Below are 18,643 nucleotides of genomic sequence, written 5' to 3' on the forward strand. Positions count from 1 at the left end.
AGCAATGTCTGGTGCAGAACCGTGGCATGGCTCGTACATACCTTTATTGTCTTTATCCAGAGAGGCTGAAGGCAGCATACCGATGGAACCTGTCAGCATGGCCGCAGCATCAGACAGAATGTCACCGAACATGTTCCCGGTTACCATCACGTCGAACTGCTTAGGTGCACGCACCAGCTGCATCGCCGCGTTATCGACGTACATGTGCGACAGCTCAACCTCTGGGTATTCTTTACCGACTTCTTCCAGAATTTCGCGCCATAGCACGGTCACTTCCAGAACGTTCGCTTTGTCGACTGAGCACAGCTTTTTGTTGCGCTTCATTGCCGACTGGAAAGCCACGTGCGCAATACGCTTGATTTCAGACTCGCTATAAACGTAGGTGTTGTAGCCTTCGCGCTCGCCGTTCTCCAGCGTACGGATACCACGAGGCTTACCGAAGTAAATACCACCGGTCAGTTCACGCACAATCAGGATATCCAGACCAGAAACTACTTCTGGTTTAAGAGACGATGCATCCGCAAGCTGCGGGTACAGAATGGCTGGACGCAGGTTACCGAACAGCTCCAGACCAGAACGCAGACCGAGCAGGCCTTTTTCAGGACGCAGCTCGCGGTCTTCGAGGTTATCCCACTTAGGACCACCTACCGCACCCAGCAGAATTGCGTCTGCCGCGCGGGCTTTGTCCATGGTCTCGTCTGGCAGTGGCGTGCCATGTACGTCGTAGGCAGAACCACCGACCAGACCGTCCACCAGCTCCAGGCCGAGATTGAATTTTTCGTTCGCTACGTTCAGAACCTTAACGGCTTCTGCAACGATTTCCGGGCCAATACCATCGCCCGGCAGGATCAGTACGTTTTTGCTCATTTTTAAAACCTCACAATCTCTTTAAACAAATCGCCGCTTCAGCCTGTTTTCGACTCGCCGTGAACCCATCCATGGGGGCTCCCCTGTGCCACCCATGGCACAGAGGGTCGAAAACAGGCTGAACCAGCGCTTTGCCATCAACTTTTGTTCAGTCCTCAAACCATATTCAGAGAACTGATAAATTATATTTAGCGGCCTCGCCGGCGCCATTAGAGCGTCGGCGAGGCCGCCAGAGCTAGGCAAAAATTATCGAAGAAGCGGAGTCTACAAGTCGTAAATGAGCATTCTGAGATAATATTTAACACCGCTCTGGCAACGCAGGCAGCTCCGCTACCCGAAAAGCCATGGAGAAGAGGCACGACGCTTCTCTTCATAGGCGCGAATCTCGTCGGCGTCCTGCAGCGTCAGACCAATATCATCCAGACCATTCAGCAGGCAATGACGACGGAAGTCGTCCACTTCAAAGGCGATCTCTTCGCCAGATGGCGTAACCACTTTCTGGTTCTCCAGATCGACGGTCAACTGATAGCCTTCATTTGCTTCAGCCTCTTTGAACAGACGATCCACCGTCGCTTCATCCAGGACAATCGGCAACAGGCCATTTTTAAAACTGTTGTTGTAAAAAATATCCGCGTAGCTCGGTGCAATAATCGCACGGAAACCGAAGTCTTCCAGTGCCCATGGCGCGTGCTCCCGGCTTGAACCACAACCGAAGTTTTCACGCGCCAGCAATACAGAAGCTCCGGCATAGCGTGGTTTATTCAGTACAAAATCCGGATTCAACGGACGACCGCTGTTATCGGCATCCGGCTGACCTTCATCCAGATAACGCAGTTCATCGAACAGGTTCGGACCAAAGCCTGAACGCTTAATCGACTTCAGAAACTGCTTCGGAATAATCATATCAGTATCGACATTGGCGCGATCCATAGGAGCGACAACACCCTGATGTACAGTAAATGCTTTCATCTTATGCTCTCCTATTAAAATTCACGCACGTCAACAAAATGACCAGCAATCGCAGCCGCTGCGGCCATCGCCGGGCTTACCAGATGCGTACGACCGCCGTAGCCCTGACGACCTTCAAAGTTACGGTTCGACGTCGACGCACAGTGCTCTCCGCTGCCCAGCTTGTCGGCGTTCATCGCCAGACACATAGAGCAACCTGGCTCACGCCATTCAAAACCGGCCTCTTCGAAAATCTTATCCAGACCTTCTTCTTCGGCCTGCGCTTTAACCAGCCCAGAGCCCGGTACCACTAAGGCCTGAATCAGGCTGTCGGCTACTTTGCGCCCTTTCGCGACTTCAGCAGCGGCACGCAGGTCTTCAATGCGTGAGTTTGTGCACGAACCGATAAATACTCGATCAAGCTTAATGTCAGTAATCTTCTGGCCCGGTGTCAGGCCCATGTATTCATAAGCACGCTCAAAACCTGAACGCTCAACATCATTCTCGGCGTCGTCGAGGGTGGGTACTGTCGCATCGATGGTAGTCACCATTTCGGGAGACGTGCCCCAGGTCACCTGTGGCTTGATGTCTTCCGCGCGGATCTCGACGACTTTATCGAACTCGGCATCGTCATCCGACTTCAGGTCTTTCCATGCCTCAAGCGCCATTTCCCACTGCTCTGCTTTCGGCGCAAACGGACGACCTTTAACATAGTCTGCTGTGATGTCATCGAATGCCACCATGCCCACACGGGCACCGGCTTCAATCGCCATGTTGCACATGGTCATGCGGCCTTCCATGCTCATAGAGCGGATAGCAGAACCACCAAACTCCATGGCACAACCGTTGCCGCCCGCAGTACCGATCACACCAATCACATGCAGCACCACGTCTTTACCGGTAATGCCTTTACCCAGCTCACCATCGACTTTAATCAGCAAGTTTTTCATCTTGCGCTGAATCAGACACTGAGTCGCGAGCACGTGTTCAACTTCAGACGTACCGATGCCGTGAGCCAATGCAGCAAATGCGCCGTGGGTCGCCGTATGAGAATCACCGCAGACGACGGTCATGCCCGGCAGCGTTGCCCCCTGCTCCGGACCGACGACGTGCACGATGCCCTGACGTTTGTCGGCCATTTTGAATTCGTTGATACCAAAGTGATCACAGTTATCATCTAAGGTTTTCACCTGAATACGTGACACAGGGTCCTGAATGCCGTCGATACCCGACTGACGCTCAAACACCGTCGTCGGTACGTTGTGGTCAGGGGTCGCCAGATTGGCATCGAGGCGCCATGGCATACGATTGGCCAGACGCAGGCCTTCGAATGCCTGAGGTGACGTTACTTCGTGCAGAAGCTGACGATCGATGTAAATAAGGGCGGTACCATCTTCACGGGTTTTCACCACGTGCTGATCCCAGAGTTTGTCGTAAAGAGTCTTGCCGGCCATGCTCGGTGCTCCAGAGTTGTTGTTCGTTCTCATCAAATCACTTGCGCCAGTTTACAACAGCTGATAAACAACAGAAATTCATATTTTTTCTAGTTTGAATTCCCAAAAGGAATAGAAGTCATAGGTCAGCATGGATACTCAATCACTTAAGGCATTTCTCGCGGTCGCCGGAGCGCACTCTTTCTCGGCCGCAGCAGAGCAACTGCACCTGACCCAGTCGGCGGTCAGTAAGCGTATTCAACAACTTGAAACCCAGTTGGGCGTCCCTCTGTTCGAGCGTCACAACCGGACCGTGAGTCTGACCGACGCAGGCACGGCTCTTCTGCCGAGAGCACGCAGTATTCTGGACCTTGTCGCCGACACTACACAGCAGATGGAGAATCTGAGCGGCGATATCGCTGGCAGCCTGTCCATCGCCACCAGCCACCACATAGGGCTGCACCGGCTACCACCGGTACTGCGGAAATTTGTGCAGGCCCATCCGAATGTCGATCTGGACTTGCAGTTTATGGGGTCTGAACGAGCATATCAGGCCGTCAGGCTTCGCCAGGTCGACCTGGCTCTGACGACTCTTGAACAAACCCCAAAGACAGATATTGCCGCTATTCCTCTCTGGCAGGATGACATGGTCTGCGTCTGCTCGAACAACCATCGACTGGCGGGCATATCGAAAATCTCCCTTCAGGACCTTTCATCTGAATCTGCGATTCTCCCGGAGCCCGACACGATCACCTACCAGTTGATCAATAACGTGTTTGCCGCCGAGGGGTTGACACTTAAAGCGCCGATGCCAACCAATTATCTCGAAACCATTAAGATGCTCGTCTCTGTCGGCATGGGCTGGTCGGTACTGCCAGCCTCAATGATCAATGACGAGGCTTTAACGATTATCGACTGGCCAGGAGCCAGCCTTCGCAGGCAGCTCGGGGCGGTGTTTCTTAAACATAGGACGCAAAGTAATGCCGCTGCTGCCCTGCTGAAACTCCTTCATGCCAGTGCCGACGATTAAAGTGAGAACCTCATCCACCAGCAGGGTGTCGTAGGCATCGGGCGATTTATCTTGAAGCTATCTACCTTGAGGCCATTTACCTTGAGGCAGGGCAAGACGCTGCCATCTGAAAGCGATATGCTCAATGAGAGAACGGATTACGCCATGGCGGCACTGAGGAGAACACCATGCTCGATATCAATCATATTCTGGTAGTACTGGACAAAAACGACGAAGAGCAACCGGGCTTGCAGCGTGCTTGCTGGCTAGCCAAAGCCCTCGATGCTGACCTGACATTACTTACCACCGCATGGGACAGTTTCGGCGATCAGGCATCACAACTGGCAGACACTACCGCAAACAGTGTAAAACAGGCATTACTGCGTCAGGCACAACTCTGGCTGGACTCCCTTACAGAACTGGATAGCTGCTCGGGGATCAAGACGAATACTGAGGCGTACTGGCAGAAACACCTGCACGACGCGGCTATAGAATCCGCACGCGATACTGAGTTTGATCTGGTCATCAAGTCCACTCAGAAACATGGTCTTATAGATCGACTGTTTTCGCATTCTGACTGGAATCTGATGAGACACTGCCCAGCTCCCGTCATGATGGTTAAGTCACCTGACGCCTGGAAACACAACCGCATACTGGCCAGTATCGATGCTACCAGCTCTGATAAGGGCCACACCCTCATTAACGATAATATTCTTTCCTATGCCGAGCATCTTGCAGATCATTTTGAAACCGACCTGCACATTACGAACGCTTACCCCATGGTGGCAGTTGCGCTCGCGATGGTGCCAGAAGTATCACCTCCGGACGACATTCAGAACTACATTACGGACCAGCACAAAGAAGCCACTGCGCGCTGGGCAGAGAAATTTAACGTCGCCAGCGACCACGTCCATGTTCTCGAAGGAGATGCTGAACAAGTCGTTCCCGACGTCGCAGCAAACATCGAAGCCGACCTCGTCGTGGTTGGAACCATTGGGCGCGAAGGGTTTAGCGGTGTCCTGATTGGTAATACTGCCGAAGCACTGGTCGACAAACTCAATTGCGACGTTCTCGTGATCAAACCCAAAGACGGCGTTAACCCCGACGTAGAGTAAACACCAAAGCGGTTGATATGCAGACCAAGAATCTTCTGATTATTGCTCACTGCCCTTCTGAAAATCTGGCCCGCCTGCGTGACGGGCTTATAGTTGGGGCAGAGAACACAGGTGCTCATCTGAGGGTCACGTCCAGAGCACCACTGGACTCAGACAGCGAAGACCTTCAAACGGCCGATGGGATCGTACTACTGACCCCAGAAAACCTTGGCTACATGTCAGGGGCCATGAAAGACTGGTTTGATCGTATTTATTACCCGGTACTGGACGACAAACAAGGCCTGCCCTGTGTCGCCATCGTACGAGCAGGTCACGATGGAACAGGCACTGTCCGTGCTTTGCAAACCATCACAACAGGGCTGCGTTGGCGCTGGGTACAGGAACCCATCATATACCGGGGAAACTGGCAGGAAGCCTGGTTGGACGAAATCAGCGATATCGGCGAGGCCATTGCGACCGCGCTGTCAGAAGGCATTATTTAGTGAAATAAAAAAACGCCGACCCGAAGGCCGGCGTAGAGGGGGAGCAATCATAAAGGTTGTTTTGCAACAACCGTAAGCTCAGATACGGCATCCGCGTATCAGTTCCTCAAAGTTTCATTTTCTTAAACCTTTTTTCGATAAAACGTCCTCAATTTCGACAAGACACGCCGGATCATCAATAGTTGACGGAGTTTGGTACTCTTCGCTGTTTGCTATATTGCGCAACACCTTGCGAAGAATCTTCCCTGAACGTGTTTTCGGCAGACGCTGGACAACAACCGCGTGACGAAAACTAGCAACCGCGCCAATATTTTCACGTACACGCTGGATAACTTCGGACTCCAGTGTTGCTTCATCAATCGTCACGCCGTCTTTCAACAAGAGAAGGCCAAGCGGCTCTTCGCCCTTAAGGTCACTCGCCTGACCAATAACAGCACATTCCGCAATCGCCTCATGGCCAGCCACGACTTCTTCCATCTCCCCCGTAGACAAACGGTGACCAGCAACATTGATGATGTCATCGGTTCGTCCCTGCACAAACAGATAACCGTCTTCATCGATATAGCCGCCGTCACCTGAAACGTAACACCCATCAAAGGTTCTCAGATAACCATCGACAAAGCGGTCGTGGTTGTTCCAGATCGTTGGCAAGCAGCCCGGAGGCATAGGTAACCTGATGGCAATACTCCCCTGCTCACCGACAGGCACAGGTTTGCCGTGACCATCCAGAATTTCAACATTAAAACCAGGCGATGGGCGCGTTACCGAGCCGGGTTTCGTTTCAGCAAGACCATAACCCACATGATTCCCGGCAATCGCCCAGCCAGTTTCTGTCTGCCACCAGTGATCAACGACAGGCCGTTTCAGGTGTCCGACCACCCAGTCGTAAGTGGGTGGATCAAGGCGCTCGCCTGCCATAAAAATGGTTGTTAATGCGGTAAGATCGTACTGTCCAGCAAGAGCACACTCAGGGTCTTCCTTGCGAACTGCACGAAACGCCGTCGGCGCAGCAAACAAGGCCTTCACCTTATATTCAGAACACACACGCCAGAAAGCTCCAGCGTCTGGCGTCTTGACCGGTTTGCCTTCGTAAAACACTGTCGTACAGCCTGTGATCAGTGGCGCGTAGACGATATAAGAATGGCCAACGACCCAACCCACATCGGAAGCCGCCCAGAAGACATCCCCCGGACCTATGCTGTACACAGAATCCATGGAGTAGCGCATCGCCACAGCATGGCCGCCATTGTCGCGAACAACCCCTTTGGGCTTACCGGTAGTTCCTGACGTGTAAAGAACATACAGTGGATCTGTCGCCAGAACCGGCACGCAATCCGCAGGAGAAGCCGAAGACATCGCCTCGCTCCAGTCCAGATCAATACCCGCAGTAAGCTCACAAGGATGCTGCTCACGCTGCAAAACAATGCAGGACACGGGCTTGTGGCTGGCCATAGCCAACGCATCATTCACGATAGGTTTGTACGGTATAACCCGGTCGATCTCAATGCCACAGGATGCGGTGACCAGTACTTTCGGGCTTGCATCCTCAATGCGAACAGCAAGCTCGTTTGGAGCGAAACCGCCAAAGACAACCGAGTGAACTGCGCCCAACCGTGCACAGGCCAGCATTGCAATGGCCGCCTCTGGCACCATCGGCATATATATAACAACACGATCACCTTTAACGACGCCCTGATCAGCGAGCACACCAGCAAACAGAGCGACTTCTTCGGTCAGCTCACGAAAGGTATAGCTGCGCTTTGAATTCGTTACGGGAGAATCATAGATAAGAGCCGCCTGATCACCGCGACCATTCAAAACATGAGAGTCGAGCGCGAGAAACGAAGTATTTAACTCACCATCAGCAAACCACCGATCTATGCCATTCTCATCCTGGCTTAGCACGGTCTCAGGCTTCTTAAACCAGGCTATTTTCTCAGCCTGTGCTGACCAGAATGCTTTAGGGTTATCGCGGGCTTCGCGATAGTCGGTTTCATACATCATAGACACCTCCAAGTATTCATTCAGAATACGAGAGCCGACCATCAGCGCCTATTCGACTTAGGGATAGAATCGATGGTCTCCTGACAATAAAAAAGCCCACAGTCACAATAACTGCGGGCTTTTGTCAGAACCGATGATGGCTGAGAATTACCAGCCAGTCAGCTCTTTCAGAGTTTTACCGATATCGGCCAGGCTCTTACAAGTAGCAACACCCGCATCATTGAGCGCTGCGAATTTCTCGTCTGCTGTGCCTTTGCCGCCCGAGATAATCGCGCCGGCATGGCCCATACGCTTACCTGGAGGTGCAGTCACACCTGCAATGTAAGAAACCACAGGTTTGGTCACGTTCTCTTTAATGAAGGCCGCGGCCTCTTCTTCAGCAGTACCGCCAATTTCACCAATCATTACGATGGCTTCAGTGGCAGGATCTTCCTGGAACATTTTCAGGATATCAATGAAGTTTGAGCCAGGGATCGGGTCACCACCGATACCAACACAGGTCGACTGGCCGAAACCTTCATCAGTGGTTTGCTTAACCGCTTCGTAAGTCAGAGTGCCTGAGCGGGATACAATACCCACTTTGCCTGGCAGGTGAATATGACCAGGCATAATACCGATCTTACATTCTCCCGGAGTAATAACCCCTGGGCAGTTCGGACCAATCAGCTGAACACCAAGCTCATCGCACTTAACTTTTGCATCCAGCATATCCAGAGTAGGAATGCCTTCAGTAATACAAACGATCAGTTTAATGCCGGCATTTGCCGCCTCAAGGATTGAGTCCTTACAGAAAGGCGCAGGTACATAAATCACAGATGCCTCAGCCCCTGTAGCGTCAACGGCTTCAGCGACAGTATTAAACACTGGAAGGCCAAGGTGCTCAGTGCCACCTTTACCCGGTGTAACACCGCCAACCATCTTTGTGCCGTACTCAATGGCCTGCTCAGAATGGAAGGTACCTTGAGAGCCAGTGAAGCCCTGACAAATAACCTTGGTATCTTTATTAATTAAAATACTCATTATTTGCCCCCCGCAGCTTTAACCGCTTGCTCCGCAGCATCCGCAAGGCTGGTTGCTGCAATAATATTTAAACCACTTTCAGCCAGAACTTTAGAACCAAGTTCCGCATTGTTACCTTCGAGACGTACAACCACCGGCACTTTCACACCGACTTCTTTTACCGCCCCGATTACGCCTTCAGCGATCATGTCGCAGCGTACAATACCGCCGAAAATATTAATCAGAACGGCGCTGACATTTTCGTCGGAGAGAATAATTTTGAATGCTTCAACAACACGTTCTTTCGTCGCGCCGCCGCCCACATCCAGGAAGTTCGCAGGCTGGCCACCGTGCAACTTAACGATGTCCATGGTACCCATCGCCAGACCAGCACCGTTCACCATACAACCAATGTTGCCATCAAGGGCGACATAGTTAAGTTCGAATTTCGCTGCGTGTGCTTCACGTTCATCTTCCTGAGAAGGATCGTGCATTTCCTGCAGATCTTTGTGCCGATACACAGCATTGCTGTCGATGTTAATTTTCGCATCGAGGCAGTGAAGGTCGCCCTCATTGGTAACTACCAGAGGGTTAATTTCCAGCAGAGCCAGATCTTTTTCGTGGAATAACTTAGACAGACCAAGGAAGATTTTAACAAACTGACTGACCTGCTTACCTTCAAGGCCCAATTTAAAGGCCAGGTCCCGACCTTGGTACGGCTGCGCGCCTACTAAGGGATCAATCTCGGCTTTCAGGATTTTTTCAGGTGTTTCGTGTGCGACTTTCTCAATCTCCACACCACCTTCGGTCGATGCCATGAACACAACACGACGGGAAGAACGATCAACAACGGCACCGAGGTAGAGTTCCTGATCAATATCTGTGCAGGATTCAACCAGAATGCGAGAAACCGGCTGGCCGTTTTCATCTGTCTGATAGGTCACCAGGTTTTTACCCAGCCACTGATTAGCAAAATCGCTGATCTCTTCTTTTGAGCTGACCAGTTTCACACCACCGGCCTTACCGCGACCACCTGCATGTACCTGTGCTTTTACGACCCAACGGTCGCCACCGATTGTGTCGGCTGCTGCAGCTGCCTCTTCCGCTGTTTTAGCCGCCACTCCTTGTGAGACTGGGAGGCCATACTGAGCGAACAGCTGCTTACCCTGATATTCGTGTAGGTTCATCGCTTTGTCCTGTTCTTACAATTTAACGTTCAGGTCTTGTCTGACGGAGTCACATTGTATGGGTTCCGCCATTTCAGAAACTTGTGTGGAAAAGATAGTCCCGATTTTCTGAATAGAGAAATAAGAGGCCATTCCACCTTCGCTGTTACAGTTTAGACAGGTTGTAATAAAGCCACAAAAAAAAAGCCCGGTAAACCGGGCTTTAGTATTATGTCCCGCACACTGTGGTGCACAGACGGTCTTACTTAGCCTTAGGGCGACGATTGGCCTTATGAATGGCCTGATTGTTCACCGCAAGTGCTGCTTCATGTACCGCTTCAGAAATGGTTGGGTGAGCAAACACCATCATACCCACATCTTCAGCACTCGAACCAAATTCCATGGCAACAACAATCTGCTGGCACAGATCGCCTGCATTCGGGCCGATCACGCTGGCACCAAGAATACGGTCCGTTTCAGCATCGGCAACAATCTTCACGAAGCCATCAGTATCAGCCGCAGCCATCGCACGACCGTTGGCCGCAAACGGGAACATACCAACGTTGTATTTTTCACCATTCGCCTTCAGCTCATCTTCTGTTTTACCCACCCAGGCAATTTCAGGGTGCGTGTAAATAACAGAAGGAATGCAATCGTAATTAATCTGAGCTTTATGACCAGCGATACGCTCGGCAACCATCACGCCCTCTTCAGACGCTTTATGTGCCAGCATAGGGCCCCGTACTACATCACCAACAGCCCACACTCCAGGTGCGTCTGTCTTACAGGTTTCGTCAACGTGAATAAATCCACGCTCATCGAGGTTCACACCACAATCACCGGACAGAAGACCTTCGGTGTAAGGACGACGACCGACCGCTACAATCAGCTTGTCGAATTCTTCTGACTTCTCACCGTCAGAATCCTGATAGGTCACCGTCACTTTCTTGCGCTTAACCTCGGTACCCGTAACTCGAGCCCCGACGCGAATATCCATGCCCTGCTTACCAAAGAGTTTTTTCGCTTCTTTGGCAACCGTCTGGTCAACAAGGTGCAAGAAGTTATCCTGCGCTTCGAGAACAGTGACTTCAGCACCAAGACGGCCCCATACGGAACCCAGTTCCAGACCAATAACACCTGCACCAATAACACCGAGGCGCTTCGGCACTTTTGTAAACTCGAGCGCGCCAGTTGAATCAACAATCACATCATCGGCCAGAGGCGCTGGTGGAATTTCAACCGGAACAGAACCTGTTGCGATAATCACGTTTTCTGCTTCAAGCACCTCAACGTTGCCGCTGTGATCGGTGAATTCCACATGCTTGTTTGCAAGCAACTTACCCGTGCCTTCAAACGAAGTCACACCGTTTGCTTTAAACAGTGTTGCGACACCCATCGTCAGGTTTTTCACGATCTGTTCTTTGCGGGCCATCATCTTTTCGATATCGATGGATACTTTGCCAGTTGAAATGCCGTGCAGCTCGAATTTCTCGTGCGCTTCTTCATATTTATGAGAGCTGTCGAGAAGTGCTTTCGACGGGATACAACCTACGTTCAGACACGTACCACCCAATACAGGCTTGTCTTCTTTACTGACCCATTTTTCAACACACGCAGTCTTCAGACCAAGCTGCGCACAACGAATAGCCGCCACATAACCACCAGGGCCACCACCGATGACTACAACATCAAATTGTTTGCTCATAATAAATCCTTAAATTTCCAAAACCCTATCAGATATCCAGCAACAGACGCGCTGGATCTTCGAGCAACTCTTTAATGGTTACCAGGAACTGCACTGCTTCTTTGCCATCGATCATTCTGTGATCGTAAGACAGTGCAAGATACATCATTGGCTGAATAACAACTTCGCCATTCACTGCCATCGGACGTTCCTGAATTTTATGCATACCCAGAATAGCAGTCTGAGGAGGATTCAGAATAGGCGTCGACATCAGTGACCCGAAAATACCACCGTTAGTGATGGTAAAGGTCCCGCCCTGCATATCATTGATACCCAGTTTGCCTTCGCGTCCACGCTTACCGAAGTCACCGATCGTGCTTTCAATTTCTGCCAGACCCATGCTGTCTGTATCACGCAGAACCGGTACAACCAGACCACGTTCAGTCGATACTGCCACACCGATATCCTGATAACCGTGGTAAACCATGTCGTTACCATCGATAGATGCGTTAACCGCTGGGAAACGCTTCAGGGCTTCAGTAGCTGCTTTCACGAAGAAAGACATGAAACCAAGTTTTACACCGTGCGTTTTTTCAAAAGTATCTTTGTACTTTTTACGCAGCTCCATCACCGGGCCCATATTCACTTCGTTGTAGGTCGTTAGCATGGCAGCGTTCTGTTGCGCCTCGACTAAGCGACGAGCAATAGTTGCTCGGAGACGAGTCATCGGAACACGTTTCTCGATGCGGTCACCTTCATCAGCCATAGGGGCAGCGGCGGCAGGAGCAGCAGGTGCCGACTTAGGCTCTTCTGCTTTTGGTTCTGGAGCAGTGGCAGGCGCCAGCGCAGAACCACCCTTCAGGTGATTAACGACATCTTCTTTGGTAACACGACCGTCTTTGCCAGTTGCCTTGATTGATGACGGAGCAATGTCATTTTCTTCGACCAGCTTACGCGCAGCCGGGCTCATGATGATGTCACCATCATCAGACGCATCTGCTGTTTCAGCAGGCGCCGACTCGGTTTCAGCAGGCGCTGAAGAAGACGCAGCATCCACCGCACCCTCTTCAAAGATTGCCAGAACTTCGTCACTGAGAACGACGTCGCCTTCTTCTTTATGGACGGTTTTCAATGAACCGTCCGCAGGAGCGACAACTTCCAGAACGACTTTATCCGTTTCAATATCCACCAGAAGCTCGTCGCGCTGGATGGGTTCACCCGGTTTTTTATGCCAGGTCGCCACAGTGCCATCAGCGACAGATTCAGGAAATGTGGGTGCCTTAATTTCGATGCTCATTCGATTTTCCTTAGAGTTCCTGCGATACGTCAGCCCTGGAGGTCCAGAGCGTCACGGATTAATTTTTCCTGTTGCTCCAGGTGGAGCGCCATGTAACCAGCAGCTGGAGAAGCAGAGTGATCTCGGCCTGCATACTCAAGATGCCATTTAGGATTCAGGTCATGCGCTACTTTGCGCATATGGTGCTGGCTGCTGTACCAGGCGCCCATGTTCATCGGTTCCTCCTGGACCCAGTAGATATCCTTGGCACCTTTATAAGGCTCAAGAATCTTACCGAGGAAGGTATGAGGGAACGGATAAATCTGCTCAATCCGAATGATCGCAATATCGTCGATCTCTTCCGCGCGGCGGCGTTCAAGTAAATCGTAGTAGACCTTACCGGAACAGAGCAAAATTCTGCGGACTTTTTTCGGATTAATATCATCAATTTCGTCGAGACAGGTACGGAATCGACCTTCAGCGAGCTCCTCCAGCGTACTGGTAGCCAACTTGTGGCGCAGTAACGACTTAGGCGACATGACCACCATAGGTTTACGCAACGGACGAATCATCTGACGGCGTAGCATATGGTAAACCTGCGCCGGAGTTGAAGGCACACAGATCTGAACATTGTGTTCTGCACACAACTGCAAATAACGCTCAAGGCGGGCAGACGAGTGCTCGGGGCCCTGACCTTCATAGCCATGTGGCAGAAGCATAGTCAGACCACACAAACGGCCCCACTTATGCTCACCAGACGAGATAAACTGATCGAACACCACCTGAGCGCCGTTAGCAAAGTCACCGAACTGCGCTTCCCAGATCACCAGAGTCCCTGGCGTTGTAGTGGCATAACCGTATTCAAATGCCAGCACCGCTTCTTCAGAAAGCAGAGAGTCATAGATGTCGAATTTAGGCTGACCTTCTTCAATATGTTGCAGTGGCACATGAGTCCCCGCATCTTTCTGGTTATGAAGAACGGCGTGACGATGCGAGAACGTACCTCGACCTACGTCCTGACCAGTCAGACGGATGCCATAGCCTTGCTTAATCAGGGTGGCGTACGCCATTGTCTCTGCAAAGCCCCAGTTGATCGGCAAAGCGCCCGCCGCCATTTTGCGACGGTCCTCAAGGATCTTACCGACCTGACGCTGAACCGCGAAACCCTCAGGTGGCTCCTGAAGCTGGTGCGCGAGCTCCTGCAACTGCTTCATATCAAACTTGGTGTCCGCCTTAGTCGTCCACTCATGGCCAAGGTAAGGGCTCCAATCAACGAACAATTCTTTGTTGGGTTCTTTCACCAGCGACTTAACAACGTGGAGACCATTATCCAGAGCCAGTCGATACTCTTCTTCAAGCTGCTTACTGGTGTCTTCCGTCAGAACACCCTCGTCAATCAGACGTTTGGCGTACAGTGTACGGGTTGTCGGATGACTCTTAATCTTGGAATACATCAACGGCTGAGTGCCAGACGGCTCGTCGGCTTCGTTGTGACCACGACGGCGATAACACACCAGATCAATTACCACGTCTTTGCGGAACTCATTACGGTAATCAACCGCCAGCTGAGTAACGAAAAGTACCGCTTCAGGATCATCACCGTTAACGTGCAGAATTGGCGCTTCTACCATTTTGGCTACGTCGGTGCAGTATTCTGTAGAGCGAGTATCTTCACGCTTCGACGTTGTAAACCCAACCTGGTTATTAATAACGATATGAACCGTGCCGCCGGTTTTATAAGCACGGGTCTGGGACATCTGGAATGTTTCCATCACAACGCCCTGACCAGCAAATGCTGAGTCGCCGTGGATACTGACGGGAACAACTTTCTCACCGACAGGGTCGTTACGACGATCCTGGCGGGCACGCACGGAGCCTTCAACAACCGGCGAAACAATTTCAAGGTGAGACGGGTTAAACGCCAGAGCGAGGTGAACTTCGCCCCCCGGTGTCATCACATTGGAAGAGAAACCCTGGTGATACTTCACATCGCCGTGAGACTCATACTCTGCCTTACCATCGAACTCATCAAACAGGTCAGACGTTTTCTTACCCAGAGTATTGATCAAAGTATTCAGACGACCCCGGTGAGCCATACCAATCACAAGCTCTTTGGCGCCATAGGTACCGCTGCGCTGAATCAGCTCGTCCATTAATGGAATAAGAGACTCGCCGCCTTCCAGACCGAAACGCTTAACCCCCGGGTAACGTGAACCAAGATATTTTTCCAACCCCTCTGCAGCCGTCAGGCGCTCCAGCAGGTGCATTTTAATCTCTTCACCGTACTTAGGATGCGAACGAACGCTCTCAAGGCGCTGTTGGAACCAACGCTGCTCCGCGGTGTTAACGATATGCATGTACTCCGCACCGACAGTGCCGCAGTAAGTCGTTTCCAATGCGTCGATGATTTCTTTCAGCGTTGCCTGATCCTGGCCGACAAAAAGATTACCTGTCTGGAACACAGTATCGAGATCAGAGCGCGTCAGACCATGAAAATGAAGGTCAAGATCGGGAACCGTCTCACGCGCCATCAGTGCCAGTGGGTCGAGCTTCGCATGCTGATGACCACGACCACGATAGGCGTTGATCAGCTGCAGGACTTTCATCTGCTTACGTTCATGCTCGCTGCTCACTGGCGCAGACGTCATTGGCTTGGCGCGACGCTGATTTTTCGAAATGAGTAGAAATTGATCCCGGATGGGCTTATGCGGGGTGTCGACGGTGCTGTTTTCGTCAACGCGGGGGAGTTTGTCGAAATAATTGCGCCACTCTTCTGGCACTTCGTTTGGATCGCGGAGATAAGTTTCGAACAACTCCTCGATGTAAGCAACATTGCCCCCCGCTAGCTGCGAAGTGCTCCATAGTTGCTCCATTGTCAGTTCGTGCATGTATGACCACCCTGTGTCAATTTCTGAACAAGGGAATGCCACCACAGAGATGCATGCACCGACTCTAGCACAAGGCGAAATAGAGGGTCGATCGGATAGATCGCAAGGCCTCTGAGGTAGCACCGGGATGCCCGGTTCCCTCAACTGTAAACTAGCTTAGTCAACAATGGGACTTTTTGGGTTCCATTGCGAATAAAATTGTCGACGTAAGCGGGTTGTATGTCCAACCCGACTTACGTCTCATACCACCAGTCGGAAGTGGTACCGTTACACCTGCTGTGACAGCAGCATGTTACGGATGTGTCCAATGGCGCGCGTTGGGTTCAAACCCTTCGGGCACACATTGACACAGTTCATAATTCCGCGGCAACGGAATACTGAGAACGGATCGCTCAAACCTGCCAATCGCTCTTCAGTCGACGTATCACGGCTGTCCGCCAGGAAACGATATGCCTGAAGAAGACCTGCTGGACCAACGAACTTGTCTGGGTTCCACCAGAACGAAGGACAAGACGTTGAACAACATGCGCACAGGATACACTCGTACAGACCATCAAGCTTCGCACGCTCTTCAGGAGACTGCAGACGCTCAATGGCAGGTGCTGGAGTATCGTTGTGCAGGTACGGCTTGATCTTCTCGTACTGCTGATAGAACAGCGACATGTCAATCACAAGGTCACGAATCACAGGCATACCTGGCAGCGGGCGCAGAACCAGCTTATCCATTTTGCCTTTGGTCGCTTCAGAGATCGGAGTAATACACGCCAGACCATTCTTACCATTGATGTTCATACCATCTGAACCACACACACCTTCACGGCATGAGCGACGGTAAGCAACAGAAACGTCCTGTTCCTTCACCAGGTGCAGCACATCCAGCACCATTACATCTTTACCACCAGGGATGGTAATTTCGTAATCCTGCATGTATGGCGCTTCATCCTTCTCAGGGTTGTAACGATAAACACTAACTAACATATCAACACTCCCCTCTTAGTAGGTACGGACTTTCGGTGGGAAGGCCTCAACGGTCTTAGGCGCGAAGTTAACCGCACGCTTGCCGATCGTTTTGGTTTCCGGGAAGTACAATGAGTGACACAGCCAGTTTTCGTCATCACGCTCGGTGAAGTCGTTACGGGCGTGAGCACCACGCGATTCTTTACGCTCAATCGCAGCAACCGCAGTTGCGTACGCAGTTTCGTAAAGGTTATCCAGTTCAAGTGCTTCAATACGCGCAGTATTGAATGCATTGCTCTTATCGTCGAGAACCGTGTTCTTAACACGCTCACCGATCTCTTTGAGCATTTCCAGACCTTTTTCCATGCTTGGGCCTTCACGGAATACACCGAAGTACAACTGCATGGTTTTCTGAAGATCAGCACGAACAGCAGCAACGCTATCGCCGGAAGTCTGAGTATTCAGACGATTCAGACGAGCCATTGCACGCTCGATATCTTCCTCGGTTGGATCAACAAAGTCGAAACCGTCTTTGAAGTTCTGTTCAACCTGCAGACCCACTGCGCGACCAAATACAACCAGGTCAAGCAGTGAGTTACCACCAAGGCGGTTGGCACCGTGTACAGATACACAAGCAATCTCACCGGCAGCATACAGACCTTCAACAACGACATCGTTGCCGTCTGCATCAACGGTCAGTGCCTGACCGCCAATATTCGTCGGAACACCGCCCATCATATAGTGACAGGTAGGAACAACAGGGATTGGTTCTTTAACAGGGTCAGCGTGGGCAAACGTACGAGACAGCTCAAGAATACCCGGAAGCTTAGCGTTCAGGGTTTCTTCGCCCAGGTGATCCAGTTTCAGGAACACGTGGTCGCCATCTTCACCACAACCGCGACCTTCAAGAATTTCCATAACCATGGAGCGTGCAACAACGTCACGACCTGCAAGGTCTTTCGCGTTAGGTGCATAACGTTCCATGAAACGCTCGCCGTCTTTATTGATGAGGTAACCACCTTCACCACGACAACCTTCAGTCACCAGAGTACCAGCACCCGCAATACCTGTTGGGTGGAACTGCCACATTTCCATGTCTTGCATAGGAACGCCAGCACGAACCGCCATACCAACACCGTCACCGGTATTGATCAGAGCGTTGGTAGTAGACTGATAGATACGACCAGCACCACCCGTTGCCAGAACAGTAGCCTTGGCTTTGATGTATACGGTTTCGCCCGACTCGATGTCGATAGCGATAACACCAGCCACCTGACCGTTTGCGTTTTTAACCAGATCAACGGCATACCATTCGTTCAGGAAGGTAGTACCGCCTTTCAGGTTGCCTTGGTACAGAGCGTGAAGAAGCGCGTGACCTGTACGGTCAGCCGCTGCACAAGTACGAGCTGCCTGAGTAGGATCGTTAGGGCCTTTCGACTGACCACCGAACGGACGCTGATAAATACGACCTTCTTCGGTACGTGAGAAAGGAAGACCCATATGCTCAAGCTCGAATACAGCCTGCGGGCCGACTGAGCACATGTACTCGATAGCGTCCTGGTCACCGATGTAATCGGAACCCTTGACGGTATCGTACATGTGCCAGCGCCAATCATCGTTCGGATCAGCAGACGCGATTGCGCACGTGATACCGCCCTGGGCAGATACCGTGTGCGAGCGGGTTGGGAATACTTTAGTAACACATGCGGTCTTGATACCTGACTCAGTCAGCTGCAGTGCAGCACGCATGCCTGCACCACCGCCACCAATTACGATGGCGTCAAACGACATAGTTCTGATTTTGCTGCTCATGAC

The 18,643-nt window shown here is 51.5% G+C and carries 14 protein-coding genes; 3 read left to right on the top strand and 11 right to left on the bottom strand.

Annotation, left to right across the window (positions count from 1 at the left end; all coding sequences use genetic code 11):
- From leuB to leuC, 3 genes are all read right to left on the bottom strand, one after another.
- On the bottom strand, positions 1–867 hold an 867-nt coding region (gene leuB, locus B2R29_RS06420), incomplete at its 3' end, for a 3-isopropylmalate dehydrogenase (protein WP_301180292.1).
- A gap of 330 nt (positions 868–1,197) precedes the next feature.
- Positions 1,198–1,836, bottom strand: a complete 639-nt coding sequence (leuD, locus tag B2R29_RS06425; protein WP_301180293.1) for a 3-isopropylmalate dehydratase small subunit — start codon at positions 1,834–1,836, stop codon at positions 1,198–1,200.
- 14 nt (positions 1,837–1,850) lie between these two features.
- Positions 1,851–3,269 carry a 3-isopropylmalate dehydratase large subunit gene (leuC, locus tag B2R29_RS06430; RefSeq protein ID WP_301180294.1) on the bottom strand — a complete coding sequence of 473 codons (1,419 nt, stop codon included), beginning with the start codon at positions 3,267–3,269 and terminating at the stop codon, positions 1,851–1,853.
- Between the two features lie 130 nt (positions 3,270–3,399).
- Between leuC and B2R29_RS06435 the strand changes: the two genes are divergently transcribed.
- From B2R29_RS06435 to B2R29_RS06445, 3 genes are all read left to right on the top strand, one after another.
- On the top strand, positions 3,400–4,278 hold the full coding sequence (locus tag B2R29_RS06435; protein ID WP_301180295.1) for a LysR family transcriptional regulator: 879 nt from the start codon (positions 3,400–3,402) through the stop codon (positions 4,276–4,278).
- Positions 4,279–4,445: 167 nt separating this feature from the next.
- On the top strand, positions 4,446–5,372 hold the full coding sequence (uspE, locus tag B2R29_RS06440) for a universal stress protein UspE (protein WP_301180296.1): 927 nt from the start codon (positions 4,446–4,448) through the stop codon (positions 5,370–5,372).
- Between the two features lie 17 nt (positions 5,373–5,389).
- Complete coding sequence (locus B2R29_RS06445; protein ID WP_301180297.1) at positions 5,390–5,854, top strand: flavodoxin family protein; 465 nt, start codon at positions 5,390–5,392, stop codon at positions 5,852–5,854.
- 114 nt (positions 5,855–5,968) lie between these two features.
- On the opposite strand, the gene B2R29_RS06450 is transcribed toward B2R29_RS06445, so the two are convergent.
- The 8 genes from B2R29_RS06450 to sdhA form a co-directional block, all read right to left on the bottom strand.
- Positions 5,969–7,858, bottom strand: coding sequence for a propionyl-CoA synthetase (locus B2R29_RS06450; RefSeq protein WP_301180298.1), 1,890 nt, complete (start codon positions 7,856–7,858; stop codon positions 5,969–5,971).
- Between the two features lie 147 nt (positions 7,859–8,005).
- Positions 8,006–8,878, bottom strand: coding sequence for a succinate--CoA ligase subunit alpha (gene sucD / locus B2R29_RS06455; RefSeq protein WP_068436618.1), 873 nt, complete (start codon positions 8,876–8,878; stop codon positions 8,006–8,008).
- Complete coding sequence (sucC, locus tag B2R29_RS06460) at positions 8,878–10,044, bottom strand: ADP-forming succinate--CoA ligase subunit beta (RefSeq protein ID WP_301180299.1); 1,167 nt, start codon at positions 10,042–10,044, stop codon at positions 8,878–8,880. Before sucC ends, sucD begins: the two co-directional genes overlap by 1 nt.
- Positions 10,045–10,285: 241 nt before the next feature.
- Positions 10,286–11,728, bottom strand: coding sequence for a dihydrolipoyl dehydrogenase (gene lpdA / locus B2R29_RS06465; RefSeq protein ID WP_301180300.1), 1,443 nt, complete (start codon positions 11,726–11,728; stop codon positions 10,286–10,288).
- A 28-nt stretch (positions 11,729–11,756) separates the two neighbouring features.
- Positions 11,757–13,004, bottom strand: coding sequence for a 2-oxoglutarate dehydrogenase complex dihydrolipoyllysine-residue succinyltransferase (gene odhB, locus B2R29_RS06470; protein WP_301180301.1), 1,248 nt, complete (start codon positions 13,002–13,004; stop codon positions 11,757–11,759).
- Positions 13,005–13,033: 29 nt separating this feature from the next.
- Positions 13,034–15,871 carry a 2-oxoglutarate dehydrogenase E1 component gene (locus B2R29_RS06475; RefSeq protein WP_301180302.1) on the bottom strand — a complete coding sequence of 946 codons (2,838 nt, stop codon included), beginning with the start codon at positions 15,869–15,871 and terminating at the stop codon, positions 13,034–13,036.
- Between the two features lie 267 nt (positions 15,872–16,138).
- A complete protein-coding gene (locus B2R29_RS06480; RefSeq protein WP_068441712.1) occupies positions 16,139–16,849 on the bottom strand; it encodes a succinate dehydrogenase iron-sulfur subunit in 711 nt (236 codons plus the stop codon).
- Between the two features lie 15 nt (positions 16,850–16,864).
- The gene (gene sdhA, locus B2R29_RS06485) at positions 16,865–18,640 is read right to left on the bottom strand and encodes a succinate dehydrogenase flavoprotein subunit (protein ID WP_068441708.1); all 1,776 of its coding nucleotides are present in this window, start codon (positions 18,638–18,640) and stop codon (positions 16,865–16,867) included.
- Positions 18,641–18,643: the final 3 nt, after the last annotated feature.

Origin of the sequence: Thalassolituus sp. UBA3500 (assembly GCF_002377545.1) — a bacterium.
Taxonomy (GTDB): domain Bacteria; phylum Pseudomonadota; class Gammaproteobacteria; order Pseudomonadales; family Oceanobacteraceae; genus Thalassolituus.